Source organism: Bacillus solimangrovi (assembly GCF_001742425.1).
Lineage (GTDB): Bacteria > Bacillota > Bacilli > Bacillales > Bacillaceae_N > Bacillus_AV > Bacillus_AV solimangrovi.
This window is the reverse complement of sequence record NZ_MJEH01000005.1, coordinates 16,351-40,595: the sequence shown is the minus strand read 5'-3', so window position 1 is coordinate 40,595 and position 24,245 is coordinate 16,351. Positions and strand designations below refer to the sequence as shown.

At 30.8% G+C, this 24,245-nt stretch carries 31 protein-coding genes; 22 read left to right on the top strand and 9 right to left on the bottom strand.

From position 1 onward, the window contains the following. Nucleotides 1-63: 63 nt before the first annotated feature. Entirely contained in the window at nucleotides 64-333 is a 270-nt protein-coding gene (locus tag BFG57_RS02370; protein WP_069715865.1) for a hypothetical protein, read from the top strand. Between the two features lie 283 nt (nucleotides 334-616). Continuing rightward, nucleotides 617-922, top strand: coding sequence for a hypothetical protein (locus tag BFG57_RS02365; RefSeq protein ID WP_139125037.1), 306 nt, complete (start codon nucleotides 617-619; stop codon nucleotides 920-922). 282 nt (nucleotides 923-1,204) lie between these two features. Here the strand turns inward: BFG57_RS02365 and BFG57_RS02360 are convergent, their stop codons facing one another. From BFG57_RS02360 to BFG57_RS19370, 3 genes are all read right to left on the bottom strand, one after another. After that, nucleotides 1,205-1,552, bottom strand: a complete 348-nt coding sequence (locus BFG57_RS02360; RefSeq protein WP_069715863.1) for a DUF4260 domain-containing protein — start codon at nucleotides 1,550-1,552, stop codon at nucleotides 1,205-1,207. Between the two features lie 199 nt (nucleotides 1,553-1,751). Continuing rightward, nucleotides 1,752-2,009 carry a hypothetical protein gene (locus BFG57_RS02355; protein ID WP_069715862.1) on the bottom strand — a complete coding sequence of 86 codons (258 nt, stop codon included), beginning with the start codon at nucleotides 2,007-2,009 and terminating at the stop codon, nucleotides 1,752-1,754. Between the two features lie 294 nt (nucleotides 2,010-2,303). Next, nucleotides 2,304-2,429, bottom strand: coding sequence for a hypothetical protein (locus BFG57_RS19370; protein WP_281186594.1), 126 nt, complete (start codon nucleotides 2,427-2,429; stop codon nucleotides 2,304-2,306). Nucleotides 2,430-2,839: 410 nt separating this feature from the next. Here BFG57_RS19370 and BFG57_RS18515 point away from each other — a divergent pair, with 410 nt between their 5' ends. The 3 genes from BFG57_RS18515 (at nucleotide 2,840) to BFG57_RS02340 (ending at nucleotide 4,583) form a co-directional block, all read left to right on the top strand. Then, nucleotides 2,840-3,100 (top strand): hypothetical protein, encoded by a 261-nt coding sequence (locus tag BFG57_RS18515; protein WP_139125036.1) that lies wholly within the window; start codon nucleotides 2,840-2,842, stop codon nucleotides 3,098-3,100. Between the two features lie 342 nt (nucleotides 3,101-3,442). Continuing rightward, on the top strand, nucleotides 3,443-4,069 hold the full coding sequence (locus BFG57_RS02345; protein ID WP_069715860.1) for a DUF4085 family protein: 627 nt from the start codon (nucleotides 3,443-3,445) through the stop codon (nucleotides 4,067-4,069). Nucleotides 4,070-4,100: 31 nt separating this feature from the next. Next, nucleotides 4,101-4,583, top strand: coding sequence for a hypothetical protein (locus tag BFG57_RS02340; RefSeq protein WP_069715859.1), 483 nt, complete (start codon nucleotides 4,101-4,103; stop codon nucleotides 4,581-4,583). Between the two features lie 111 nt (nucleotides 4,584-4,694). Here BFG57_RS02340 and BFG57_RS02335 read toward each other — a convergent pair whose 3' ends face one another. After that, the gene (locus BFG57_RS02335) at nucleotides 4,695-4,952 is read right to left on the bottom strand and encodes a hypothetical protein (RefSeq protein WP_069715858.1); all 258 of its coding nucleotides are present in this window, start codon (nucleotides 4,950-4,952) and stop codon (nucleotides 4,695-4,697) included. Nucleotides 4,953-5,683: 731 nt separating this feature from the next. Between BFG57_RS02335 and BFG57_RS02330 the strand changes: the two genes are divergently transcribed. The 4 genes from BFG57_RS02330 (at nucleotide 5,684) to BFG57_RS02315 (ending at nucleotide 8,741) form a co-directional block, all read left to right on the top strand. Next, on the top strand, nucleotides 5,684-5,986 hold the full coding sequence (locus tag BFG57_RS02330; RefSeq protein WP_069715857.1) for a hypothetical protein: 303 nt from the start codon (nucleotides 5,684-5,686) through the stop codon (nucleotides 5,984-5,986). Between the two features lie 3 nt (nucleotides 5,987-5,989). Then, a complete protein-coding gene (locus tag BFG57_RS02325; protein ID WP_069715856.1) occupies nucleotides 5,990-6,274 on the top strand; it encodes a hypothetical protein in 285 nt (94 codons plus the stop codon). An 848-nt stretch (nucleotides 6,275-7,122) separates the two neighbouring features. Further along, entirely contained in the window at nucleotides 7,123-8,055 is a 933-nt protein-coding gene (locus BFG57_RS02320; RefSeq protein WP_069715855.1) for a glycerophosphodiester phosphodiesterase family protein, read from the top strand. Nucleotides 8,056-8,057: 2 nt separating this feature from the next. Further along, nucleotides 8,058-8,741, top strand: a complete 684-nt coding sequence (locus tag BFG57_RS02315; protein WP_069715854.1) for a phosphatase PAP2 family protein — start codon at nucleotides 8,058-8,060, stop codon at nucleotides 8,739-8,741. A gap of 401 nt (nucleotides 8,742-9,142) precedes the next feature. Here BFG57_RS02315 and BFG57_RS18230 read toward each other — a convergent pair whose 3' ends face one another. Next, nucleotides 9,143-9,364 carry a spore germination protein gene (locus BFG57_RS18230; RefSeq protein WP_083249019.1) on the bottom strand — a complete coding sequence of 74 codons (222 nt, stop codon included), beginning with the start codon at nucleotides 9,362-9,364 and terminating at the stop codon, nucleotides 9,143-9,145. A 487-nt stretch (nucleotides 9,365-9,851) separates the two neighbouring features. On the opposite strand from BFG57_RS18230, the gene BFG57_RS02305 reads away from it, so the two are divergent. Next, nucleotides 9,852-10,085: a hypothetical protein gene (locus BFG57_RS02305; protein WP_069715852.1), complete on the top strand. Its 234-nt coding sequence runs from the start codon at nucleotides 9,852-9,854 to the stop codon at nucleotides 10,083-10,085. Between the two features lie 202 nt (nucleotides 10,086-10,287). Here the strand turns inward: BFG57_RS02305 and BFG57_RS02300 are convergent, their stop codons facing one another. Continuing rightward, nucleotides 10,288-10,698: an S-Ena type endospore appendage gene (locus tag BFG57_RS02300; protein ID WP_069715851.1), complete on the bottom strand. Its 411-nt coding sequence runs from the start codon at nucleotides 10,696-10,698 to the stop codon at nucleotides 10,288-10,290. Nucleotides 10,699-11,244: 546 nt separating this feature from the next. Here BFG57_RS02300 and bioF point away from each other — a divergent pair. Further along, nucleotides 11,245-12,417: an 8-amino-7-oxononanoate synthase gene (gene bioF / locus BFG57_RS02295; RefSeq protein WP_069715850.1), complete on the top strand. Its 1,173-nt coding sequence runs from the start codon at nucleotides 11,245-11,247 to the stop codon at nucleotides 12,415-12,417. A 279-nt stretch (nucleotides 12,418-12,696) separates the two neighbouring features. Here bioF and BFG57_RS02290 read toward each other — a convergent pair whose 3' ends face one another. Then, entirely contained in the window at nucleotides 12,697-13,473 is a 777-nt protein-coding gene (locus BFG57_RS02290) for a copper amine oxidase N-terminal domain-containing protein (protein ID WP_069715849.1), read from the bottom strand. 162 nt (nucleotides 13,474-13,635) lie between these two features. After that, nucleotides 13,636-14,313 carry an SOS response-associated peptidase gene (locus BFG57_RS02285; protein ID WP_069715848.1) on the bottom strand — a complete coding sequence of 226 codons (678 nt, stop codon included), beginning with the start codon at nucleotides 14,311-14,313 and terminating at the stop codon, nucleotides 13,636-13,638. A 168-nt stretch (nucleotides 14,314-14,481) separates the two neighbouring features. Between BFG57_RS02285 and BFG57_RS02280 the strand changes: the two genes are divergently transcribed. The 8 genes from BFG57_RS02280 to BFG57_RS02245 all read left to right on the top strand — a co-directional run bounded on the left by BFG57_RS02280 (nucleotide 14,482) and on the right by BFG57_RS02245 (nucleotide 21,864). Further along, nucleotides 14,482-15,186: a DNA polymerase beta superfamily protein gene (locus BFG57_RS02280; protein WP_245676688.1), complete on the top strand. Its 705-nt coding sequence runs from the start codon at nucleotides 14,482-14,484 to the stop codon at nucleotides 15,184-15,186. A 449-nt stretch (nucleotides 15,187-15,635) separates the two neighbouring features. Next, nucleotides 15,636-15,887: a hypothetical protein gene (locus BFG57_RS02275; protein WP_069715847.1), complete on the top strand. Its 252-nt coding sequence runs from the start codon at nucleotides 15,636-15,638 to the stop codon at nucleotides 15,885-15,887. A 437-nt stretch (nucleotides 15,888-16,324) separates the two neighbouring features. After that, nucleotides 16,325-16,693: a cupin domain-containing protein gene (locus BFG57_RS02270; protein WP_069715846.1), complete on the top strand. Its 369-nt coding sequence runs from the start codon at nucleotides 16,325-16,327 to the stop codon at nucleotides 16,691-16,693. A gap of 277 nt (nucleotides 16,694-16,970) precedes the next feature. Continuing rightward, the gene (locus BFG57_RS02265; RefSeq protein WP_069715845.1) at nucleotides 16,971-17,792 is read left to right on the top strand and encodes a DUF2785 domain-containing protein; all 822 of its coding nucleotides are present in this window, start codon (nucleotides 16,971-16,973) and stop codon (nucleotides 17,790-17,792) included. Between the two features lie 87 nt (nucleotides 17,793-17,879). Then, nucleotides 17,880-18,344 (top strand): aminoacyl-tRNA deacylase, encoded by a 465-nt coding sequence (locus BFG57_RS02260; RefSeq protein WP_069715844.1) that lies wholly within the window; start codon nucleotides 17,880-17,882, stop codon nucleotides 18,342-18,344. Nucleotides 18,345-18,897: 553 nt separating this feature from the next. Beyond that, nucleotides 18,898-20,073: a beta-ketoacyl synthase N-terminal-like domain-containing protein gene (locus BFG57_RS02255; protein WP_069715843.1), complete on the top strand. Its 1,176-nt coding sequence runs from the start codon at nucleotides 18,898-18,900 to the stop codon at nucleotides 20,071-20,073. Between the two features lie 250 nt (nucleotides 20,074-20,323). Further along, on the top strand, nucleotides 20,324-21,364 hold the full coding sequence (gene cobT / locus BFG57_RS02250; protein ID WP_139125034.1) for a nicotinate-nucleotide--dimethylbenzimidazole phosphoribosyltransferase: 1,041 nt from the start codon (nucleotides 20,324-20,326) through the stop codon (nucleotides 21,362-21,364). A 236-nt stretch (nucleotides 21,365-21,600) separates the two neighbouring features. Next, nucleotides 21,601-21,864, top strand: coding sequence for a 2Fe-2S iron-sulfur cluster-binding protein (locus BFG57_RS02245; RefSeq protein ID WP_069715842.1), 264 nt, complete (start codon nucleotides 21,601-21,603; stop codon nucleotides 21,862-21,864). A gap of 171 nt (nucleotides 21,865-22,035) precedes the next feature. On the opposite strand, the gene lexA is transcribed toward BFG57_RS02245, so the two are convergent. Next, on the bottom strand, nucleotides 22,036-22,659 hold the full coding sequence (gene lexA, locus BFG57_RS02240; RefSeq protein WP_069715841.1) for a transcriptional repressor LexA: 624 nt from the start codon (nucleotides 22,657-22,659) through the stop codon (nucleotides 22,036-22,038). A 143-nt stretch (nucleotides 22,660-22,802) separates the two neighbouring features. Between lexA and yneA the strand changes: the two genes are divergently transcribed. The 3 genes from yneA to BFG57_RS02225 all read left to right on the top strand — a co-directional run bounded on the left by yneA (nucleotide 22,803) and on the right by BFG57_RS02225 (nucleotide 24,201). Further along, entirely contained in the window at nucleotides 22,803-23,105 is a 303-nt protein-coding gene (yneA, locus tag BFG57_RS02235; RefSeq protein ID WP_083249017.1) for a cell division suppressor protein YneA, read from the top strand. Between the two features lie 116 nt (nucleotides 23,106-23,221). After that, on the top strand, nucleotides 23,222-23,872 hold the full coding sequence (locus BFG57_RS02230) for a YneB family resolvase-like protein (RefSeq protein ID WP_069715839.1): 651 nt from the start codon (nucleotides 23,222-23,224) through the stop codon (nucleotides 23,870-23,872). A 95-nt stretch (nucleotides 23,873-23,967) separates the two neighbouring features. Then, nucleotides 23,968-24,201 (top strand): DUF896 domain-containing protein, encoded by a 234-nt coding sequence (locus BFG57_RS02225; protein ID WP_069715838.1) that lies wholly within the window; start codon nucleotides 23,968-23,970, stop codon nucleotides 24,199-24,201. Nucleotides 24,202-24,245 lie beyond the last annotated feature (44 nt).

Sequence of the window (24,245 nt, the reverse complement as noted above, 5' to 3'; positions counted from 1 at the left end):
AATGCTATTACAAGAGCGCTGAAGGATTTATGGTGATATATAAAAATCATAATTACCGTACAATTGGACAAGAGTTTTAACGATATCTGTTATTACTTTAAAACGGTCTTTACTTACAATGAGAAAGAATACTCTTCTGATGAATTAGTGGATTTATTTTATCTATTCGTTCAAGAAACAAAAGATGAAGAGTGGATTTCAGAAAGTTTATTTGGAACAGAATCATCTATGGTCACCAACAATATAAAGGTTAAGGTGTTAGTAACAGAGAAAGAGGTACTCAGTATATTCGTAATACATCTAGAACCAACTTACCTATGGGCATTAAATTGAATAAGTGATATAAGCGGGAAATTAATATGTCGTTAATAAATTGTTCTATTAAGAGGGAATATGTTGCTTGGGATTTTGCTGTTAATAGTTTTCGGAAAATCGAACAAATTACCTTATTATGAAGAAGTGAAATAAGAGAAGTGAGCTTTGTTTAAATTAGCAAGGCAAAAATTAAATACCCCCTTCTTTTATCATCAGTATGAAGGCTTTATAAAAATTGACACTATATTATCAGTCTAATTTAATAAAGGAATAAATCCTTTGTATTAATTGCTTCTTTATTATGAATGTCTTCAGGCAAATATTTAGGGTCAACTATAACGGTAGAAATGCTATTCATTACCTTTTAGCAGAAGGTTTGGCAAAGGGGAAAGGTGTAAATAAAATCACCATTGATAACTTTGGTGGGGAAGATACTTTAACACGTGCTGAAGCTGTTCAATTTATTTACAATGTGCTTGAAAATGGTAAGCGAGACAGTAGTGGTAAGCCAGTAATGGCAGGTAGACCAGTCCAACCACATGATCCAAATGAATTAAAGCCTTCACCAGACGAGGAGAAAGAGAAAGAAGAAGTCAATCATGTGTAATACTAGACTATTAAGCTGCCAATATCGCTATCTTTGAATTTATCGAAGCATGGAATAACAGAATAAGTAAACATAGAAGCATCGCTTATATAACACCGCAAGCAATGTTAGTATTTCCTTTGCACACTATTAGAGATGGTTGTGTTTATTGAAACTATATAACATAAAGGAAAGCAATATATTAGAGGTGATTATTGAAACAATTAGGGAATCTCATTTTGACTGAGTTCCCTTATTCATCTTCAATATCAACTATGCTTTTTATTATAACGCAATTCGTACTTAGGCTTTTTGCAAGTGCGTATTTTTAGGGTTGCTAGGATACTTTAGACCATAGCCTACCGTCCTATCCATTCCGATGTGTGCGATCCAAATAAGACTTAATGTCAACATTAAGTCTTGCTGTAAATTAACACTAAAAATAATGAGTGTTAATGGAATAACGTAAGAATGCACAATATTATAAATAGTTGAACCTATTGCATTGTTAATCATGTAACCCAACATAGAGATATCTGGAATAAGTAAACAAAGGAAGAATATCCACCAACTTCCGTCAATTTGGCCATAAAAATACACCGATATAAGTAATACGAACAATCCTTCTATATGCAATAAAAATTTAGTCATTATGAACTCCCTCAATACAAATTCTACTAAATTAACGTATTCTAATAGATTTGGTTTCATAAATTTTGATTAAAACTGCACTCTTTAACTTTTAACTGATAAACCTTTGTATAAGCACATAAGAGAACATATCTCTTATAAGCAGTTGAGAGATAGGCACATCTGTCTTGCACTTTCAAAAGTAAACATTTGTTATTTTTTAAAAGAGAGGAATTTTTTTGTTTATTTTCCATTTTAAATTACATAAAAAGGAGGAGATGAAAAAAGAGGCAAGTAGATACCAAGATATAATAAAAATCCATTCACCGATACTTGAATGAGAAGTTAAATAAGGTTCATTTAATAAAAAAGCAAGAATAGTAGTTATTATAAAAACAACAGGAACTTTTTGAACCATATACTTTTGTTTACCGAATTCTCTTGTTCTTCCCCATTTCTGAACAAATTTACTTTGCATGAAGATTAAACTCCTTATCTAGTCACATTTTTTTCTAATGACGAATGCTTCACACGATGATCATGGCAAGAGATCACAACCTTTTTATTAGAAAGTCCATTTTGAATATATATTTCATATGTTTGTTTGAAGGACAGAGGGACTGATGATGAAAATAATATTCTTTTCATCAGTCTTTTATTTTCATTAGTGATAGAAGCATTATTTTATTGACAATTACATTATCTATAACTATCTAAATATTAAAAAGATGATCTCCATAGATTACTTAGATCATCTTTTTTACTAATTACTCTAAATCCAATCAGAGTATTTTGTTTCATGTGGTGAAAAAGGGAAGCTATAAGTACACCAAACTTCGTCTATGTATTTACCATCTTTAGGTGTTAAGTTAGCAATTGCTATAGCTAATGAAAACATAAGAGTCAGTCTTTTCAACAGTATAATTCACATCATTTATATAGGTGAATAATAACATATTTTTATAAAATATTACAATATTTTAAATTTTTGTATTCAACTATGTCCTATTAATCATCATTTAACAACGGACCATTTCAAGTAATATTGTGATGAAATCATGGTTTTATTTTTGAAAAATTAATGGTAGGTGAGCTAGAACCAATCTTCGGAATAACGATTGTAGATTGTTTATGTGTAAGATTGTATTTGTTCATTAATGTAAATATTGATTGAAAAAATGAAAATTAAGAGTTGTATACAGGATTTAAGAAAAAATTAAAAAAATAGTTAAATACACTTTTATATAGTGAAATTAAACTGGAAGAATAAGGTGAGGTTTAGCTATATTAAAAGGACAGAGTATATTGATGATACTTGTTAAATTATTAACCCTTTCATGTACAAAGCATGATTTAACAAATTCATTAAATGCCCATCATGAAAGAATCAAAGTGAAATCAATTTATCAAGGTCAAGTATCTAGTGATTTTAAGATTGAAATAAATACGTCAATCAAATTAAACCCAAGTAAAATAGAAGAAATAAAGAATGATAAATTGAATGGAAGAATTAAAGAAAAAAATAGTGACCCAAAAAATTTTAGTGAGAGTCGCGTTAGATGTACATGATAAAAAAGACATAAAGTTGTTCGAGAAAAAAGTCCAAGAAATTTTTGAAGATAAAGTCAAATATAAAAAAGTTACTAGGCTTCATTATGAATTTGAAGTAAAATTTAGGACAATTAGAATTATTAGAATCTATTGATGAAATATTTTACATTACTAGTCCTAAGCTTACGCTGACTTTATTAACTTTAACAACATTAATGAGATGATATAAATGACAAAGAAGTTAGTCTGAGCAATAAAATCGTATAACATCAATAAATTAAGGTTATTGGAGAACAGAGTTAAATTAGATTATAAAGAAGGAAATTGCATAGTTGAAATTGTTAGGAGAGAAATGATAATTTGAAGTATTTCACAAGAGAATGGTATAACGAAATGACATTAATGGGTTTCTTTATTTTTCCTGAAACAATTGAAGAATGGGAAGAATATAAATTGGGGTTCGGCAGTGAAAGTGATTATATAGAAGATTGTCGGGAAGAGTTAGATATACGAAAAGAGGATTTGCTGAAATATCTTCCTAAGTCATTTCATCCATATATTATTAATGGGACACTAAATTCTACATATCCATCACCTGAGCTTAAAATGATGATAGAAGGTTGGTTGAGAGATACAAGAGAAAAAATAGATGATGTCTTTACAGAGTATAACAGCCATTTTGAATCAATAAAAAGCTTGATACCAACAAATGCTCGGAAAATTCATGAAATCAGAATGCACGACTCAAGGGTTTTAGAGTTTAATAGAAATAATTCGAATTTTGAAATGACATTCAATGATCGTGATTTGAAATTTACCTTCATCGATACTCATAAACTATCTATTCCTGACAATTTATTAGGGAGATACTGGCTTTATAATGAGCTGTATCCTGTGGAAAACGGATTTGAATTACGTGTTTTATTCGATGACATGAGTGAGTTACTACTTATAGCAGATGATGTGTTGATTGATCATAGTTATTAATTAATCTTCAATTTAAGGAGTATGAGACATAATGAAATATTTCACTTACGATTTAATTTCAACAATGAATCATGGCGGTTTAAATAGAGAAATTATTGAAGAAGCCGAGCAACAATGGAATGATAATGGTAGCTTATATTGGAAATCTTATAAAAATTTAATAAATAGATTACCTACTCATATTTACAATCGATTTATAAAATTTGGTTTCCATGATTACGAGTTAGAAAAATTGACTATCGATCATATTAGTTTATTCAATACAAACATTGATTTAATTCTTACAGATGAACGGAAACTATGGAAACTTTCTTTTGACGACATTCAAACTTTCAAATTTAAACATTTATATCAAAATTCGTATAGGATATTCGCACCAACTACAGATTCTTGGCTTCAAGAAGAGTTCTTGTCAGTTGATGATGAAACTATAAGCTTTGAAGTATTATTTTCGTCAGGTGCAAATATTCAAATATATTTTAAAGATAAAAATATAAAGATGGAACAGTTATAATTAATTTTATGGACTTGGTTTAATAAAAAATCATAAACAAGTTCATTTTTATCATAGAACTTTTTAATACGATAAGAATTAGCAATAACAGTATAATCTTAAAAGTAAAAGTCAGAAAATCAAATTGAAAACTATTTGAATTAAGCGTTTTATTACATAGTACGTTATATTCGTGATCGTTACCCAAATTAACGATGTTTTTACTGTTATAAATAAAAACATAAAGATATAGAACCAAAGTGGATCTGCGTAAGCAGATAACGGCTTTCCGTAATTCTCAAATGCTTTAAAGATTGAATAAAATGCAGAACCAGTAATTGATATAGCTGTGAATATAAAGAACATTGGTGTTCGTTGAAATAACTTCACGGTAATCTAACCTTTCATCTAATAATTAAATTAATATTCTATGACTCATGAAATTCAATACAAGAAATAAAAGGATATGAAAGTGATGAGTGAAGGTATTAAGAACATAGATTTAAATCATAATTTTAAGCTAAACATAGAATTTTAGTGAAAAATGTGTACAAGAATACTAATAGGAAGATTTAAAGAGTTAGAACAGATTTTATTGATGATGAAAAAATACTATTTCCAATGACCACCAAAGGTTTTGATATCTTCTTTTTTGATTAGATAAGTATTGGATAGTGCTTCATACAATAGCAAAGGTAATAATAGGTATTTAAACTTTATAAACCATGCTTTCTTTATTCGCTGAATCTTCACTAGATTGTTTTGTTTTCTATTTTGGTTAAATCAATATGTATACAATAATAAAAACTGAGAAAAAACACATTAATTTTCACTATAATGCTCCTCGTTACGATTTATTTACATTCATGATAACATTATATTCCAAATACATGAAATTACATTTTAAAAAAACTAGCTAACTATCACCCTCTATATCGTTATGTAACAAAACAAATATACTCATAAACCAAGTAGTAATTTTCAATAATTATAATTTCATATATTAGAAAAAAGGCATTGAAACCAGTAAAGTTGTCCAATCAATTACATATTGAGTGAATAGAATATATTACCATTTAGTTTAATAACGATGGGAATTTTTATGAAAGGAGAAAGGTTTAATGGCACTTGAAAATAATCAGTTGAGAGTTAGATTAGATGATGAGAACTTATTACAAAATCTTAGTGTTCCATTGTATGATATTGAGACGCAATCACATGAAACTTTGGTCACTCCTGTAATAGCTGTTTCAGTAGAAGAGGGTGTAGCCGAGACTCAATTTAATGTCTTAACAGAGTTTGTTGATGCTGAAGGTGCATTGGAAACACAGTCTATTGCAGGTGAAATATTAGTTTCTCGTATTCTTAATGGAGTTTCAGAACAGGCTCCTACTAGATTAGCATCTATAGTTTTTAAGGTGTAAAAAATGGAGGAACATGAATTTCTAGTTGAAAAAGTTAGCCTTAATGAAATAAAAATAAGTATCTCAAAGCCAAGTTTATTTATTGTAAAAGTTACTACTCCTTTCTATGCTGTTCAAATTGATTCTCCTATTTTCATTAAGATAAAAGATATAGGAAATGAGTTATATGAAATAGTTATAATTAGAGTAGGTCTGGACTTTGATACAGTTACAAATAAATTTGATCTTGAATTAATTAGAAACGATGGAAAAACAGTTATAGCAATTAGTGCACCTCCATTATTTTAATTTTATTTTAGGGATGGACTTTCGTTCTTTCCCTAATTTAATGAAAAGAATAAAAAATGGGTTTTTGTTAAACTACACGTCCTCTTTCATTTTCTTTGACATATCTCACTTCATTCTTTAATATAAAAGCCGCTCACTTTAAAACTCATCAACTTCTCCACATAAAGGTAACAACTTTAGGAAGTGAGTTTGCTGCCAATATAAAGTATTCAAAAGCAAGAATGCTTGTATAGATAAATTAACTGATATAAAAATTGGAGTTTAATTGATTGTAAAGATTTTTAAATAATAATTGAGTTGATGAATGGAAATTTCAGTAGATAGGAATTAGAGGTAGGGAGGTGAAGAACATAATAATATAGAAACAAAGAAGGTAAGCGTGTGCAGATAATGGATAGATCAATTTTAAGATAGTTATAAATAAATAAAACTGAAAATTCTATCAATTTAATCATTACAATCAAAAAAAACAGTTAATTTTTTATATTTTTACGATCAACTAGTCCAATCCTCATCAGTTAGATAAAAAAACAATGTTTATATTTTAGATAATAGCTCCAAGTATTGACTTTAATACATTAGTCATTTCCAAACATACTTTAACAATATTTCTATTTACTAGTTAATTTTCATGATTTTACTGTACAGATGTTTTTTACAGTAACTAACTTACTTATCTTATTTAGGAGGTATCTTTTATATTAATATAGAATTCATATAAAATTAATATTAATCGTGTAAAATACTTGTGGAGTTGTTTCACATAGCATGTTCTATAGAAGAATCATGATTTTATGAGTATCTTCATATGATTGCTATGATACATACATTAACAAGGGGGAAACGATGTGGAGGTTGTGGTACAAAAGGGAAAAAAGAGGACAAAGTTTACAAAAAGTATATTAATAGGTCTTATCTCTTTCATTTTGTTATTTATTATTATCAATTTTATTCCAGTTAAAAAGCACGACGATAATGACTTTATACGTATTGGTAGTAGCTCTCCTGATATAATTGCACATCGAGGGGGGGCAGGAATCGCTCCTGAAAATACACTGGAAGCGTTTACACTTTCTGAGTCATTAGGTGTAGATATATTGGAGTTTGATGTCAGGCTTTCGAAAGACGGACAAGTGATTGTCATTCACGACGAATCAATTGATCGGACGACTAACGGAAAAGGTAACGTGTCAGACTATACGATAGAAAAACTGAAATCATTTGATGCAGGTTATCAGTTTGTAGGACCTGATGGCTCATACCCATATAGAGGGAAGGGGATTACAATTCCTCTATTAACAGAAGTGCTTGAATCGTTCGACCATATGCCTATGGTAATCGAATTAAAAGAAAATGATACAGAGTTAGCAGATAAGTTTGCTGATATTATTAACCATTATAATATGGAAAACAAAGTGATAGTCAGCTCATTTTATGACGAAATTGCGAATTATTTTTATGATATAACTAATGGTAGGGTAGCAATTAGTACAGCAAGTAAAACTACTAAAAATTTTGTCATTTTAAACGAGTTATTTTTAGGAAATATCTATCCTTTGAAGGAAAAAGCAATGCAACTACCTACTCACTCAAGTATATTTGATCTAACTACAAAAAGATTAATAGACTCAGCTCATGAAAGAAACATAGCCGTACAATACTGGACAATTAATGATACAGATATGATGGAGTTTTTACTTGAACAAGGTGCTGACGGAATAATGACGGATTATCCAAACAAAGCAATTCATTTATTAAGGCAAAAAGGAGTGGATGAATAAATATGGAAATGAATACACAGACAACGGTAAAAAATAAACGACAAGTTCTTCATCATTTCGGTTATTTTGCGTTATGTATGATTTCACTTGCAATATTCATGATTGTTGCTTCTGTTATACAGCAATCCGAAGAAGTTGCGTTTGACACGGCAATTAGAAATATATTTGTTATAGAAGATAAACAATCATTGTTATACTTTATGTTTGCCAAAATTACATGGCTAGGTAACAAGCCAGGTGTAATATCACTACTTGTATTGATGACTGCATGGTTAATTTGGAGGTATCGTGATCTGAAAGGAACAATTCTTCTAATCACAACGGTTATTCTTCAAAATGAGTTCAACAAATTACTAAAAGATTATTTTCAAAGGGAACGACCTTTAATTGATCCGGCTATAGATGCTATTGGCCATAGCTTTCCAAGTGGACATGCTATGACGGGATTGTTAGCTTATGGACTCGCTACGTACTTATTAGTAGTAAATATTAAATCAATAAAAGCAAAATACATTGTAGGGTTAATTGGAATCTGTCTGGCTTTAACAATTGGTTTTAGTCGTATAGTTTTGTCAGCACATTATCCCACTGATGTCATCACAGGTCATTCACTAGGGGTATTTTCACTAATCGTCTCTATATATTTATATAATTGGTTATCGACATTGTCATTAAAAAGAGAATAATATGTTGTTTTGTCGTCGTGACTTAATACTCATCAATAATTAACATAAGGTAGCCAAATAAAATAAGTTGATAGTTTGAAATTTTGATATCTCTTGCTAAGAGAGACATAGCAGCGACTGTTTAATAATGATTCTGCAAATGGTTGGAGAATAATTTGAATAGACCGCTTCCACATACTTGATGTAGAAGCGGTCTATTCTTTGTTATTTTTGTTGTTGGTAAGTATTGATCTGAAGTTTAGTAATATGAAAACATTGATGGAAACTTTTATACACAATACATATAACATTCAAAAAAAGGATAATATAAGTCCTTATAAAAATTCTCAAATATAATCAAGTATGTAGTTATGAAGAATCATATAAGGAAGAAGATTCTAAATCGAGTGACGTCTGCTTCCTTATATATTACCAACTGTAGGCTGATCAATGACATCTGGATCAAAGTTGTTTGATAAGCTAATACCATTGTTCGTATTCACAAAATTACCATTATTTCCTCCGCCCGAACCTGTAATAGCTTTTGAAGTGATCTTAGGAGATGTGTTTAATGAATCACCGAAATTAACGATTCCGCTGACACTGTTAATATTAATGGGAAATCCACATATAATTGAAGGCATGATTATCCCCTTTTTAATTGAAGTTACTAAACCTTTAAGAATGAATGTGCCTTTATATGGTTATATGTTACAAAAGGTGAACGTTGTTTACTTGAAGTTATTCTTATTCTTTAATATATGTAATCCAATTAGCTTATGTTCAAATATTGGGTTCTGTGAGTAGTCGAATGTGCTATACTCTTGATTCATTTATCACCCGACATAAACTAGGAAATAATTAATACTTGTAAGCCACTGTATCTTATTATTTTTCAAAAAGTAAATTTTATATTTGTACAAGTTGTTTCATAAGTCTTTTATTATTTTTTCGATAAAAACGAATTATAATGTAAGGGTATATTTTGTTAAATGTTTAAAGCCCTGCTATTAAATGATCTAAATCCGTTACTCACTGTTTAGAAGTTAAGTTTTACATATTATTTTATGACCTACGAGAAAATATAGAAACAGTGATAAGTTATAAAGAATCAGTGAAGGGGTGTTGAACATGAATAATCAACAACAGAATAAAGAAAAATTGTTGAAGAATGAACTAGAGAATATGAAAAAAGCAGTAGATTCAACAGAAGAGAAAGTAAAAAGTTTAGAAAATGCAATGCTTATGATGGAAGAAGGATATGCAAAAGAGGTATTAAGTCATGACCTTCAAATGAAAAAACTAGTTTTATCAGGCTACTTTGAAAATATAGAAGGAATTAAAGATAAATTAAAATATATGTAAACGAGCTATTATTATTAAAAATAACTTTGTAATTTAAAGTGGGACATAATTACTAATAGGTGAAATGTAAGATGATACTAAAAATAATTTAGTTTGTTGCAGCTGAAAACGTAGATAACATTTATATAGGATAGGTCGCTCTCATCGAAGTCATATTCGTCTAAGAGCGATTAATTAGAATTAGTCAAGTGATAGAAGGGGGTTATTGTTTAGGAAGTGATGTACTTATGCATCTATCAATAAGTTTATATGAATAATTCCCAAAACAATCTCCGCCCGTGTCGCTTAAACACGTAACAGTAATGTCAGTTACGTTTGTAAAGGCAAAAGATAATACGTTATCAGATATAGGTTGATTTGGACGAGGTATCTTAAATACATGATCTTCGCAATCTGATGTAATTGTAACACAAAGTCCACAGTTAGATTGTTCAAGTACACGGATAGTTCCAGATACTAGGCCTTCAAAGTTTCCACCGAAAATAGTAAATGAATCACCACAAGCTAAGTTAATATCACCATTTCGGTCATCAATTTCTATAGGACAATCACAACAAGCTGTCTTGTCCTTATTGCTGCCACAACAAGTGCATTTAGAAATATATGCGCTCAAAGATACGCCTCCTTTCATAGTTTATATGGAGTATAATATGATCAATTAATCCGTTTTGATTGGGTGTATAAGTAAATATTTTTGGAGAATAGTGAAATAGCCAGGGGCAATAAAAAATGTTAAACATTAAGAGGTGTAAGTTGGGGAAATTATCATAATAGAAAAGTAGTTATTCTATTATTTTAAACGAATTGTTATAATATTTATGAATATAGAAGGGGATATAGAGAAATAAGGTTATCCAGTGTAATCGTTTCATTATTTATTTTTCTTTAGCATTGTCAGTGGGGTTATTAATATAAAGAAGTGGGTTATATAAAAACTAATTTTCTTCATGAAATAGGTTTAGCAACTAAATGTTGCTATTTTATATAATCTTTAATAATGTGAGAGATTTTAAGGAACTGCCCTTCCATCTGTAATTATCTGACTAATAAGAATGTTATGTCATTATATTGTATTTTTAAATTTTGAGGAGAAACAGATAGAAGTTTATGATTTTACAAGTAATGCTTGATAACGTTACATGAGATGAGGTTAATTGAAATGAATAAGTATGAATGGTGCAAAGAAGAGATTGAGCTTATTAAGAATCAGGGATTGTATCGTGAGTTTAAAAGAATCGATTCAATGCCTTCAACTGAAGTATATGTTAATGGTAAAACAAAAACGATGGCTTCTTCAAATAATTATTTAGGATTAGCAAATGATCCGAGGTTAATTCAATCTGCTTATGATGGAATGTTAGCTTTTGGGGTTGGAAGTAGTGGCTCGAGGTTAACATCTGGAAATACTGTTTTACATGAGAAGTTAGAGGATAAAATTGCAAAATTTAAAAATAAGGATGCAGCTTTAATTTATTCAAGCGGGTATTTAGCTAACATTGGAGTTATTTCCTCATTGTTAAAAGAAGGAGATATCATTCTAAGTGATGAATTAAATCACGCAAGTATTATTGATGGGTGTCGATTAAGTAAAGCAAAAACGAAAGTATATAAACATGCAAATATGAAAGACCTAGAAGAACAATTAAAACGAAGTCAATCATATAATAAAAAATTAATAATCACTGATGGCGTATTTAGTATGGATGGCACTATTGCTCCTCTACCAGAAATAAATAAATTAGCAAAACAGTACGGTGCAATTGTTGCAGTTGATGATGCTCATGCAACGGGTGTTATAGGAACATCAGGAGCAGGAACCGCTGATTATTTTGAGACAGATGTCGATATTACCATTGGTACATTTAGCAAAGCAATAGGAACGGAAGGAGGGTATGTTGTTTCGTCTAAAGAAATTATTGAGCTGTTAAGAAATCGTTCTCGTTCTTTTATTTTTCAAACAGCTGCTTCTCCTGGGGTAATAGCCGCTACAATCAAGTCAATTGAAATTATTGAAAACGATATCAATACTAGGAAAAGGTTGTTAGACATAAGCAAACATCTACGTTTAAAACTAGAGGGAATCGGTTTTGAAGTGAAAGGAACTTCAATTATACCAATAATTCCTGTAATTATTGGTCAAGAAAGTCTGGCTTCCAAATTTGCAGAACTTATAGAGAGTGAAGGGGTTTTTGCACCTGCTATTCGTCCACCTACTGTTCCAGATGGTGAAAGTCGAATTAGGTTAACAGTTATGGCAACACACACTGATGAACAAATCGAATTTATATACAATACATTTTGTAAAGTTGGAAAAGAACTTGGTATCATTTAATTATATATTTTTTTAAGACATCTTAATAGAGTTGTCATAATCTAAGAATTGGAATGAATATTGTATGCTAGTAAAAAATGATTTGCTTAGCATTCATGTATGTTTAAGTTGCTTTATTTCTTCATGAGTTATTCGCCCACCGTAGTCAAAATTAAACAGCGGTGGGCTTTGTAATTGTATAGTAAACTTTCAATTCCTCAATATTTCTTTAAAGTGCCGATAATCCTCTTAATAATAAGTAGAACTATAAATGGATGTAGATCATTATAACTGATTTTACTAGTTTTTAAATGAGTTATTTAACATTTTCTCAGTGATAATAAGCACACGTGTACCATCTTCATCATCTTCTAATAGGTTAGAAATATAACTATAGGCACCCTGACTATCAGATGGGGAAATATAGGATACACTAGCTCCTTCTCCACCTTCAGCACAAATTGCCATCGGATATACGTCTATATCAAAACCATCCTTTTCAGGAACTCCCCTTAATGATTTCTCTCTATTTTCTTTTGCACCAGCACGGTCTATTGTACAAATAGGTGTGATTCCTTGTTCAATTGCACGATTAATATGTGCCGTAGTTTCAGGATAACGACCTGCTGGAATTACAAGTATTAAATCAAATGGATCTCCTAATGCAATTGAAACTTCTCTTGCAGTACTATTCCAATCAACTGTTGCTCCAATTTCTCTACTTAGAAAACGTAGAGGAACCATTGTATTTCCATTCTTTATTTGTACTGGTACAGCAATTTCTTCAGTTTTACCATCAACAATAGCAGTAGAAGAGCCAATTTTTAATACAACAGTTCTGGTTCCTCTTGTTACTGATTTAGTTACTGTTATTGTTTGTGTTGAAGGGTCCCAGTCAACGTTAGCCCCTAATGTTTCAAATGTTTGTATAGGAACTAAAATAGTACCATCTTCTATGATTGGAGATTGAGTGTATATTTGCTTTTGGTAATTAACGTAAACGTTAATAGGTGGCGCTGCGGACGCATAAGGAACAAACAATGCCATTGACATTATGAATAATAGTATCTTTTTCATTTTCAACTCTCCTAATCTATTGATTTTATGTATGTCATTAACATTTCTCATTATACTATTAATTATTGGATAAACTCTATAAAAATTTGAAGAGTACTCATTGATATTTTGGGTTAAATCAATACAAATTAATTTCTGTAGAGGATTGGATACCGAAACTACTCATCCAATCTTATGTATTAACTCTAGAGTATTATTTTTTGGTGAATTAACTAAAGTAGAAACAGGGTAAGCTTCCATTAGATGAGCAGGATAGGGCTTCAACAATCTGTTTAAGATATCAGTATCATTATTATTGGGATTCAACCAACTGACCTCTTCATTAGGTTTAATTATAACGGGCATACGGTCATGAATATGCGAAACGAGTTCATTTGGTTTAGTCGTAATAATAGAGCATGAATAAATGGTTTCCCCCGCTGGTGATTTCCATTGTTCCCACAGTCCAGCCATAGCAAAAAGTTCACCTGATTTTAGTTTGATACGCATTGGTGTCTTAGTCTTATCTTCATTTCTTTTCCACTCATAAAAGCTATCAGCAATAATAAGGCAGCGCTTTTTCTTGTAAGCATTTCGGAAGCTAGGCTTCTCTGTTAATGTTTCACCTCTTGCATTTATCATTTTGTAACCGATCTGCTCATTCTTTGCCCAAGGTGGGACTAATCCCCATTTTAAGAAGCCTATTCGATTAATGTGACCATCATTGATAACGGATAAGACAGGTTGTGAAGGAGCGATATTATAACTAATTCTATACTGATCTTCTGTTATACCGGCTTCAATATTAAAGCGTTTTATAATTTCTTCATAGTTAGTAAACAATGTAAACCGACCACACATCGTATTCACCTCTAAGTTCAAATTAATATTATTGTATCATTATTGTTAAATAAAGGGAAAGATGAGGGTGAAGCGATGAATAAGCGGATAAGAATAGTCTGGTGTATATGGAGAGAATCGTGAAAATAACATCAATAATCAATGGATTGTTAGTGAGGGGAAAAATACATGATGATATCTAATAGGAAAACTGTATTTACAGCATTAGTAGGTTCTTACAATTATAATTTAAGTACGACCGATTCTGATAAGGATTATAAGGCATTTTTCTTACCTACATTCGATGATTTATACTATGGTGATAAACAATCACTGTCAAAGACAAGTCTTGAGAAAGACATTGAGTATCATGATATTAGAAAATTACCAATTATGTTATGGAAGTCAAATGTGAATTTTGTAGAAACGTTATTTTCAGTGGAGTATCTTGACTCTGACAATAAATTCTTCAATTATCTATTCGAAAAAAGGGAAGACATTGCTCGAATGAACTTACCATATTTGTATGAGGCATGTCAGGGGATGTTTTATCAAAAGAAGAAAGAGTATGAGCGAGATATAATAAAGGATACGAAAAAGACGTACAAACATGCTATGTCTGCCTTGCGAATTATAGATTTCTTACACCGTTACAAACAAAATGATTTTTCAAGTTTCAAATCTGCAATATGGTATCCGAACAATGACAGTTACAAAGATTTTCTGTTGAGTGTTAGAAGCGGAAATGTATGCGGTATAGAAAGTCTATTAATCAATAAAGAAAAATCACTTGAATCCATAAAAGACTATTATAAATTAATCGAACCAAATAAAGAATTAAAGATGGAAATTGATGCAACGTTAAAACAGCATATATTTTTACAGATTTTTTAAGGAGATTCGTCATATTAAAATTTATAGTATCTATATTATTACAGGGAATTAAAAATGTTCTAGTTCAGCACAAAGTCAAACCAGTTTGTAGTGGCAAATATATTGAATTAAAGGTTTGACAATCTTTTATTTTTTATATTATTGAGCAATTAAATATTATCGTAATACAGAGCACTAAGCTTAGTAATATCTATTATGAACTAATGTGCTTGGACTTAAATAATGGCTGAAAAAATTCATCACAGTGTAACTACTTTAACGGCATATTATTTCTTGTAATGAAAAATCTATAGAAATGCTACTTGAAAAATATCTATAGTATATCCTCCTTATGTTTTGAAAATTTCTAAAGATTATTGTATGAAACGAAGGCACTTCCTTAACTTTAGAAATATGAATCAAGAAACATACGTTTGCATATAATGTAAACATCAAGGAGGCGAAATATTATGAATAAAGTATTACAACGATGTTTTAGGGAACAAATACTTTGCGAAATCATTTATTTGTCTGATAATGGGGAGATTACGAAAAGATGTATAACTATTAAGTCTTTCACAAGTGATACTGTGAAAGCCTATTGTCATCTTCGGAAAAAAATAAGGAATTTTAAAGTGGAAAATATATTGTCGGCTTTTCCGATTTTGGGAAATGGAGAATTATTTAGAACAACTGATAATTCTATAGAAAATATTTTTTAAATAAAATTTGTACAGTTACAAAGGGTTACAAAATTAACATTTTAAAAAAGTTATTGAACAGATGTAATAGACTTTATAGATTGTAACTTTCGTGATTATTATAAAGAACGCAATTATATAAGTTTTAGATAATACTAAGAAGAAATATTTTGAACAATATTTATGTTGATTAAGCCATGTATAGAATAAGGATATATCGTATTTTTAATTGTTAAGCTTCCTATGAAATAATATTGGTTTATTAGGTTACTAGAATTGCGTTATTAAATCCATAAAATATGGTTAGTAGTATGGAAATATCACGCTATAAAAAACTTTGAAAATTTTTGTTGTTACTAATAAAATAAAATCATTTTATTGGTAATAAATATTGATTACAAATAATATCATCTGTATTGTAATAAATATTCTTTAATGTTAAAAGGAGGAAATTTTCTTTGAGTCAATTTAATTCTCAAAATCAAAATGTATTGGAGCTTATTAAGGGGTTAGAACTTGAACATGAAGAAAAGCACATTACTTTAAATTCTGAAGAAATGACTGCTGCCGTTTATCCTTACAAAATGTATGACAAACCAAATTTTCATCGTCATGATTGTGAACAAATTTTTTATGTTCTAGATGGTGAAGGTACGTTTATCCTAAAAGATGATGAAGGAAATGTAGAAGAATTTGAAGTTAAGGTAGGCTCACATTTTGTTGTACCTAAGAATGTTTGGCATGGAATGTATTGTAAGAATGACAAGACTGCACTTACTTTACAAGTTAACCGTAAAGATATGATTACGGAAAAACTAGGTGCGTAATTAAATCAAATACATCAATAACGATGTTCTAAATAATTGAGAGGAAAAAGCGCTATTGTAATAGCGCTTTTTCCTATTTAAAATACTATTAGTAGTTATTTTTTAACTATTTTATCAAATTGAACCATAGATTTACCTTTGGGGATTGTATGGAAAATGGTAGTGAAATGAAATTAAATAGTAGATGTTTATAAAAATGCAGAAAAATTTATTTACACAAGTTTGTATAAAAGTATCCCTATCAATCTCTTAGACTAAAAGAAAATAGGTGAATGTAATGACGTTAAAGGAAGAACTAATTAATATCAAAAATAATGAGTATAAATTACCTGATGGAGCTAATGTTGAATCAGTAGTTGAGAGTATGTTAAGAAATATTGGTTCTACAGATAGTTACTTAAGAGATGAACTGATTTATACGACATTTTCAGAATGGATTATAGGAGAATATTTACCAATTGAAATGCTCAGAAATATCTTACATACAGCTATGAATGGGCACCACATTTTTTATCATATTGGTGATTCGGATTCAGATTCAGTTTTTACACGCTCATTCTCTATGTTACTTATTCCTTTAATATTATTAGTTAATCAAAAACATGATTTTTTAAGTAATGAGGACATTATAGAAGTTAAAGTCAAACTAATCCGTTATCTACAACAAGAAAAAGATTTGAGAGGATATGTTCTACATAAAGGTTGGGCTCATTCAATTGCACATAGTGCCGATGCTATAAATGCGTTAGCTGAAAATAACTTGCATGATGATCATTTATTACAACTATTAAATACAATTAAAGATGTTGTTTGTACGAAGGACACAGTTTATATGAATCTAGAAGATGAAAGACTAACAACAGCTGTTGTGACAATATTGAAAAAGGATACGCTAAAAATAACTGCTATCCAAGATTGGATTCGAAATTTTGATAATTGGGAAAGAAGTGAATGTTGGCAGGAAGAGTACAAAGTGATTACGAATGTAAAAAATTTTCTAAGTAGTCTTTATTTCCGTTTATGTAATGAAGATACAATAGAAGAAGTAGCTGAAATGATAAAGGAAACATTGATAAAGATGATGAAAAGATATACATAAATGATCACGGTTTTATATTATTACATAATGGCGCAACGTATTTATTTTGTTTACTCTTATACTGTTTTGAAGTGAAGGAGTGATTAAATGCATGCTTATGAATTGATGGTTAAGAAATATCTAAAGTCCAATGGAGTAAATTTTAAACACATCGTTTTAACCGCATCATGTCATTCAGTCGAAGATGCAGCAAAGGCTGTAAATGCTTCAATAAATGATTTTGTTAAAAATATTTGTATGATCGATCAGACAGGAAGGTTAATTATCGCAATTGTAATGGGTAAAGATCGAGCTAGTACATCTAGAGTAGGTAAGGCACTTGAAATTGTAAGGCCTCGACTTGCTAAAGAGATGGAAGTATTACAATATACGGGTTATCCAGCAGGAGGAGTGCCTTCATTTGGGTTTGAGGCGATTTTTTTAGTTGACACTTACGTTATGGACATGAATGAAGTATATACAGGTGGAGGATCTCCAAATTCATTAGTGAAAGTAAAAGTGGAGGATTTAGTGAAAATGAATGGAGGTAAAACTATTAGAGTAAGAAAATAAGGAGGAAGATAAATAAAAAAACATTTATCTTATCTATACTAATTGTAACAACAATGAGTATGTTCTTTCTGTTGTTAATTATAGAATAGTTTCTATGAACGTGGTAATGGAGGACGAAGAATTACTAACAGAATTGTATAAAAAGGCAGACTTATTCAATCAAGGAGTTAATACTACAGTTAATAAGAAAGATTTAATATGAACAGTTATGTGATTATAAATAAAAGTGTAGGATATTGTTACGAATGAGTACAGTGCCTTACACTTTTTTTATTCGATTGGTTAAACTTATAGGAAATGGACTCTGTTTTTTGTAAAGGATAGAATTAGAATAAGATAGGGGAGTGTACTTGGTTTTTAAAGAACGTCTACAAATCGTTTTTAGTATGCTTAAAGCACACGATTCCCCTATAAAACTATACGAATTCCATACAAAACTTTATAATAAAAGAAACCTTTTGATATTTTTAAAAATTATCTCTTTCAAAATAATAATATAATAAAAGATTAAATAATCGATATACAACAAGATTCTACATTAACGGAGGAACAGATGGAGAGGATAAGTGTAACAGGATTTGGGATAAAAGCTCCTAATGCAACAAATATTGATCAATTTAGGTGCATATTAGAACGAGGAAATAATGCATTGAATTATGTGGAACATCCAACAATTGGTCAAATAGTGTGTGGTGTAGTGAGGGAAACATTTGAAGAAGTGGATGGAGTAAAATTTAAAAAATATCCTCGAATTGTTCGAATGGCTATATCAGCCTCATATGATGCTTTCTCAATGTCCAGAATCAAAAATAAGAAAAATTCAAAAAAAATAGCTGTAATTGTTGGTTCCTCGAATGGAGCTGCAATCGAAATCGAGAAACATGTCTTAATTTCAAAGGAGAAATCATATAATCGATTCCCGCCGACAGCTATTGCGAAAATGAATGCCAATAGTATAGTATCGGGCATAACATCATTTTTAGGCTTGAATGGGATGTCTTTATTAATTACCAACAGTTGCACGTCTAGTTTAGATGCAATTAATGTGGCAAAGTCGTTGTTAGAAACGAAACAGGCAGATGCTTGTATTGTTTGTGGTATCGATTCATCATTGACGGATATAGCATTTTATGGTTTTTCAAAAATAGGTATTACGCATAGAAATAGTGAGATTTCAAATGGTGGCCCATTCTCGGGTAAAGATTATTTTGCAATGGCTGAAGGTGCGGGTGCAGTTATTCTAGAACGTGAAAGTGATGTTTTACAAGAAGATAGAGAAATATTTGGGTTTATAAACAATGTTGCTTCGAATCAAGATGGGTTATCAATTTACCATTCTGATTTGTCTGGGAAGTGGATGAACGAAGCAGCAAGACAAGTTTTAAATGGTAAGCAACCTGATTTTGTAAATAGTCAGGCTTTAGGGCTTGAAGAAAACGACCAAATTGAAAAACAACTATTTCAAGATTTAATTAATGATGATGTACCAATCTCATCAATTAAAGGTTTATTTGGTCATCCATTTGGTGCCGCTGGAATGTTGCAATGTGTATCGAGTTTGCTCAGTATGAACTATGGTTTTATTTCTCCAGTAACAAATACAATAGGTAAAGATTATTTGCATTTACCTATTGTAAGAAAAACGAAATATCAAAAAGTAGACAATGTTCTTATAACTAATCATGGGTATGGTGGTAACAACGCTTGTTTATTTATGTCTAAGACATAAATAAACAATTATGTGGTAAGAACTTTGCTTAAGGTGTTCGTTCGAAAGTACCTTTTGTTTTTTTATATGCCAACAGGTACTTAGATAAGCCTTAATTTATACATGGTTGATTAAATAAATTAACCGTTAAACCTATTATAAAAAAAGTACTCATATTCTTTACGTTAATTCAAAGTTTATCATTTCAAATTTCTTTGTTTATTCATTATGTAAAATGTTTCATAATATATTAGATTGAGGGTGTTAAGGTGTGGTAATAAAAGAATTTAAAATCGATCCACTAGATAAGGAGAATGGATTACAAGTAAAATCATATATTGATACTTTGACAAAGCCACCAGGAAGTTTAGGTAAGCTTGAACAGTTGGCCATTCAGTTAGGAGAAATAACATCTCAACAATTTCCAAGTGTAACGCCTCCAGGTGTAATCGTTTTTGCAGCTGATCATGGAATAGCTGCCGAAGGTGTGTCTGCATTTCCACAAGAAGTGACGGCACAAATGGTTACTAATTTTCTAAACGGTGGGGCAGCAATAAATGTTTTTAGCAAACAAATTGGTGCACAATTTAAGATTGTAGATGTAGGTGTTGCAACTGAAATTGATGGAGAACACTTAATAAAGGAAAAAATTCGTTACGGTACAGCTAATTTTCTAATAGAAGATGCGATGACACGTGATGAAGCTTTACGCGCAGTGGAAGTAGGATATGAAGTATCAGAAAAATTAATAAAAGATGGAATTAAATGTCTTATTGTTGGAGAAATGGGGATTGGTAATACGACACCTAGTAGTACTATTGTATCATTGGTAAGCGGCCGAGATGTTGAGTCAGTAGTCGGTTTTGGAACAGGCATTACACAAGAAAATATTTTGCATAAACAACAGGTCATCAAGAAAGCGATTGAAGTTCGATCTCCTAACGCTGAAGACCCTTTTGATATTTTAGCAAAAGTCGGTGGACTAGAAATTGCTGCAATGGCAGGAGCAATGCTTGCTGCTGCGTCTAATCGTATCCCTATACTTGTTGATGGATTTATTTGTACAGCAGCTGCATTAATCGCTAAACTCATAAATAATGTTGTATCTGAATATATGATTATAGGTCATCGTTCTGTTGAGCCTGGACATCGAATTGCGATTGACCTTCTTGGAAAAGAACCGTTACTTGATTTAAACCTTCGTTTAGGTGAAGGATCTGGTGCTGCTATAGCCTTCCCTCTACTTCTATCATCAACATTAATGATAAGTGAGATGTCAACGTTTACTTCTGCGAAAATTTCCAGTGAGTAGAAGTGAAAAAAGTACATTCAGTATTTTGTAAATCCAGTAAATTATGAATACAATAGCAAAGGTCATACCAAAATAGAGTGAAACGATCGTAATGATAGTTCTAACATAATTTAACTTAAATATCGTCATGGAATTTTTCTGAGTATCTTTTAAGAACTATTATACTTAGTCTACTTACGTTAGTTGAAAATTTATAATGTAACATTACATAATGACTATAAGAAAGGATGATTTGAATGTCACAATTACAAGTGGAAATTAGACAAAATGGAGAGCAATATGAGGTTGTTCCAAAGAAAGGAAAAACCCTGTTAGAAGCTGCAATTATTCAAGAGGTACCTCTTGATTTTAAATGCCAAAAAGGTAATTGTAAGCGTTGTGTAATCGAATTACTTTCAGGTAAAGAGCTACTGAATAGTCCGACAGAAAAAGAATACGAGAAAATTCCTGAAGATTTGGATGGTGGTTTTCGTCTAGCATGTCAAGTTACTCCAATTTGATAAAGTACAAAGAGTTTTTGTTAATTACTATATCTTAATCATGTTGTAAATTGTGATTTTTTAGATAGCTACTATTAAGAACATTAACTTTTAATTCAATTTTAAAAGCTGAGCGCATAGTTACAAACGCACTCAGCTTTTATTTTTTACGAATGATGTGATGTTTATATCTTAATGAAGTGCGCGGTAAACACCAATTACTTTTCCTAAGATAATAACATTTCGTAGAATGATAGGTTCCATTGAGGAATTTTCAGGTTGTAAACGTATGAAATCTTTTTCTTTGAAAAAGCGCTTCACAGTTGCTTCATTTTCTTCAGTCATAGCTACGACAATTTCCCCATTGTTTGCATGTTGTTGTTTACGAACAATGACGAGATCACCGTCATAAATGCCTGCTTCAATCATACTTTCCCCTTGGATTGTTAGAATAAAGACATCATCTGAATCCGGTACAAATTGTTCAGGCAACGTTAAATATTCTTCAACATTTTCGACAGCAGTAATTGGATTACCTGCAGTTACCTTACCTATAATAGGTACGTTAATCGTGCCACCTTTTGGTATTGCATCCATAGTTTCCTCATCTAAAATTTCAATTGCACGTGGTTTAGTCGGATCTCGTCGTATCAACCCTTTTTTTTCAAGTCTTGCTAGATGACCATGAACCGTTGAACTTGATGCAAGCCCAACTGCTTGACCAATTTCCCTAACTGAAGGTGGATATCCTTTTTGGTTAACCTCATTTTTAATAAAATCAAGGATCTCTTGTTGCCGTTTTGATATTTTTGGCATTCTTGCACCCCATTTAATCGTGTATTTGTGTCATATTATAGCAAACTTTTATTTTTTATACAAACATAAGTTCGAAAAAAACTTGACGAAAACATTTGTTCTCATTATGATAATAATACGAACAAATATTCGGAGGGGTTATAATGACAAAATTAGATTATTCTTATTTAATACCTTTTTTAATAATGAGTGTTATTTCGTTTTTTGTAATTGTTGGTCAGCTTCAACCAATAAATACTGACGAATATTTGAAAGTAGCGGTACAAGAAGGAGATACATTATGGGGTTTGTCAGCACGATATAAAGATTTTCATGAACTGTCTTCAAGTTCGTTTATTAGTTGGGTAGAGAAAGAAAACAATATATTTGACAATCATATATTCCCAGGTCAAGAGATCATTCTTCCAGTTGAAATTGCTACAATGCAAGTTGTTATGAATGAGTAGAAATTCAAGACATTTCTAGTTCTATCTTAGAATTTGATATAGTTATAATAGTAGATTTGCGTTCTACAACATTATCTACATGTTTTATTGAACAGATTTAAGGAAGGAAGGACAGAATGAATAAGGCACTGATCTATTGTAGAGTGAGTACAATGAAAGATGCACAGCATTCATCAATTGAACGGCAAAAGGAAGAATTGCTTCAATTAGCTAAATCATATGAATTCGATGTATATAAAGTAATTTCTGAGAAAGCTAGTGGTTATGATATTGAAAGAGAAGGTATTTTAGAAGTATTACAAACTTTCAAAGAAAACGAGGCTAATGTTCTTTTAATTCAAGATGAAACTCGATTAGGTAGGGGTAATGCTAGAATTGCACTATTGCATGCTTTACAAAAAGAAAATGTTGAAATATATAGTGTAAGTCATCAAGGTGAGTTACAACTTTCAGAGTCTGATTCTATGGTGCTTGAAATAGTGTCAATTGTAGAAGAATACCAGCGTAAGTTACATAATTTGAAAATTAAGCGTGGGATGAAGCGAGCTGTAGAAAGAGGTTTTCAACCTGCCAATAATTTAAAAAACCAGCACTTGAATTCTGGTAGAGACCGTAAAGATGTACCGATCGAAGAAATCGTAAGACTACGTCAGAAAAAGTTAACATTTGCAGATATAGCAGCTACACTACGAGGTTTTGGGTACGAGGTGAGCAAAGCGACTGTTCATCGACGTTATCAGGAATATACGGATAAGCAGCTCGAATAACTTGTCAAATGGGTGGTTCCTCGATTAAGATCAGTTAAGTGAAGACCCAACATTTAAAATAACTTCATAGTCAATCATAAGAGGAGTGAGAAAACATGGTATCAAAAGAAAAAATTAATCGTATAAATGAGCTTGCAAAAAAAGCGAAAGCAGAAGGTTTGACAAAAGAAGAGACGAATGAAAGGCATGAATTACGTCAAGAATATTTACAAGCGTTCAGAGGTTCCATGAAAAACACATTAAAATCAGTTAAAATCGTAGATCCGAATGGTAATGATGTCACACCTGATAAATTAAAGCAAGAAAAAAATTCTTCGACGCATCACTAAGTCGGAGAATTTGTCTATTGAGTAAAAGTTCTCTGCAAAACATT

Coding starts and splice junctions, on each gene's coding strand:
- BFG57_RS02230 (WP_069715839.1), top strand. CDS start 23,222: ATGAATAAGGCACTGATCTATTGTAGAGTGAGTACAATGAAAGATGCA.
- BFG57_RS02305 (WP_069715852.1), top strand. CDS start 9,852: ATGAATAATCAACAACAGAATAAAGAAAAATTGTTGAAGAATGAACTA.
- BFG57_RS02365 (WP_139125037.1), top strand. CDS start 617: ATGAATGTCTTCAGGCAAATATTTAGGGTCAACTATAACGGTAGAAAT.
- BFG57_RS02330 (WP_069715857.1), top strand. CDS start 5,684: ATGGCACTTGAAAATAATCAGTTGAGAGTTAGATTAGATGATGAGAAC.
- BFG57_RS02360 (WP_069715863.1), bottom strand. CDS start 1,552: ATGACTAAATTTTTATTGCATATAGAAGGATTGTTCGTATTACTTATA.
- BFG57_RS02260 (WP_069715844.1), top strand. CDS start 17,880: ATGCATGCTTATGAATTGATGGTTAAGAAATATCTAAAGTCCAATGGA.
- BFG57_RS02265 (WP_069715845.1), top strand. CDS start 16,971: ATGACGTTAAAGGAAGAACTAATTAATATCAAAAATAATGAGTATAAA.
- BFG57_RS18230 (WP_083249019.1), bottom strand. CDS start 9,364: ATGCCTTCAATTATATGTGGATTTCCCATTAATATTAACAGTGTCAGC.
- BFG57_RS02275 (WP_069715847.1), top strand. CDS start 15,636: ATGAATAAAGTATTACAACGATGTTTTAGGGAACAAATACTTTGCGAA.
- BFG57_RS02355 (WP_069715862.1), bottom strand. CDS start 2,009: ATGCAAAGTAAATTTGTTCAGAAATGGGGAAGAACAAGAGAATTCGGT.
- BFG57_RS02280 (WP_245676688.1), top strand. CDS start 14,482: ATGATGATATCTAATAGGAAAACTGTATTTACAGCATTAGTAGGTTCT.
- BFG57_RS02285 (WP_069715848.1), bottom strand. CDS start 14,313: ATGTGTGGTCGGTTTACATTGTTTACTAACTATGAAGAAATTATAAAA.
- lexA (WP_069715841.1), bottom strand. CDS start 22,659: ATGCCAAAAATATCAAAACGGCAACAAGAGATCCTTGATTTTATTAAA.
- bioF (WP_069715850.1), top strand. CDS start 11,245: ATGAATAAGTATGAATGGTGCAAAGAAGAGATTGAGCTTATTAAGAAT.
- BFG57_RS02325 (WP_069715856.1), top strand. CDS start 5,990: ATGGAGGAACATGAATTTCTAGTTGAAAAAGTTAGCCTTAATGAAATA.
- BFG57_RS02315 (WP_069715854.1), top strand. CDS start 8,058: ATGGAAATGAATACACAGACAACGGTAAAAAATAAACGACAAGTTCTT.
- BFG57_RS19370 (WP_281186594.1), bottom strand. CDS start 2,429: ATGTTTTCATTAGCTATAGCAATTGCTAACTTAACACCTAAAGATGGT.
- BFG57_RS02340 (WP_069715859.1), top strand. CDS start 4,101: ATGAAATATTTCACTTACGATTTAATTTCAACAATGAATCATGGCGGT.
- BFG57_RS02245 (WP_069715842.1), top strand. CDS start 21,601: ATGTCACAATTACAAGTGGAAATTAGACAAAATGGAGAGCAATATGAG.
- BFG57_RS02255 (WP_069715843.1), top strand. CDS start 18,898: ATGGAGAGGATAAGTGTAACAGGATTTGGGATAAAAGCTCCTAATGCA.
- BFG57_RS02290 (WP_069715849.1), bottom strand. CDS start 13,473: ATGAAAAAGATACTATTATTCATAATGTCAATGGCATTGTTTGTTCCT.
- yneA (WP_083249017.1), top strand. CDS start 22,803: ATGACAAAATTAGATTATTCTTATTTAATACCTTTTTTAATAATGAGT.
- BFG57_RS02225 (WP_069715838.1), top strand. CDS start 23,968: ATGGTATCAAAAGAAAAAATTAATCGTATAAATGAGCTTGCAAAAAAA.
- BFG57_RS18515 (WP_139125036.1), top strand. CDS start 2,840: ATGATACTTGTTAAATTATTAACCCTTTCATGTACAAAGCATGATTTA.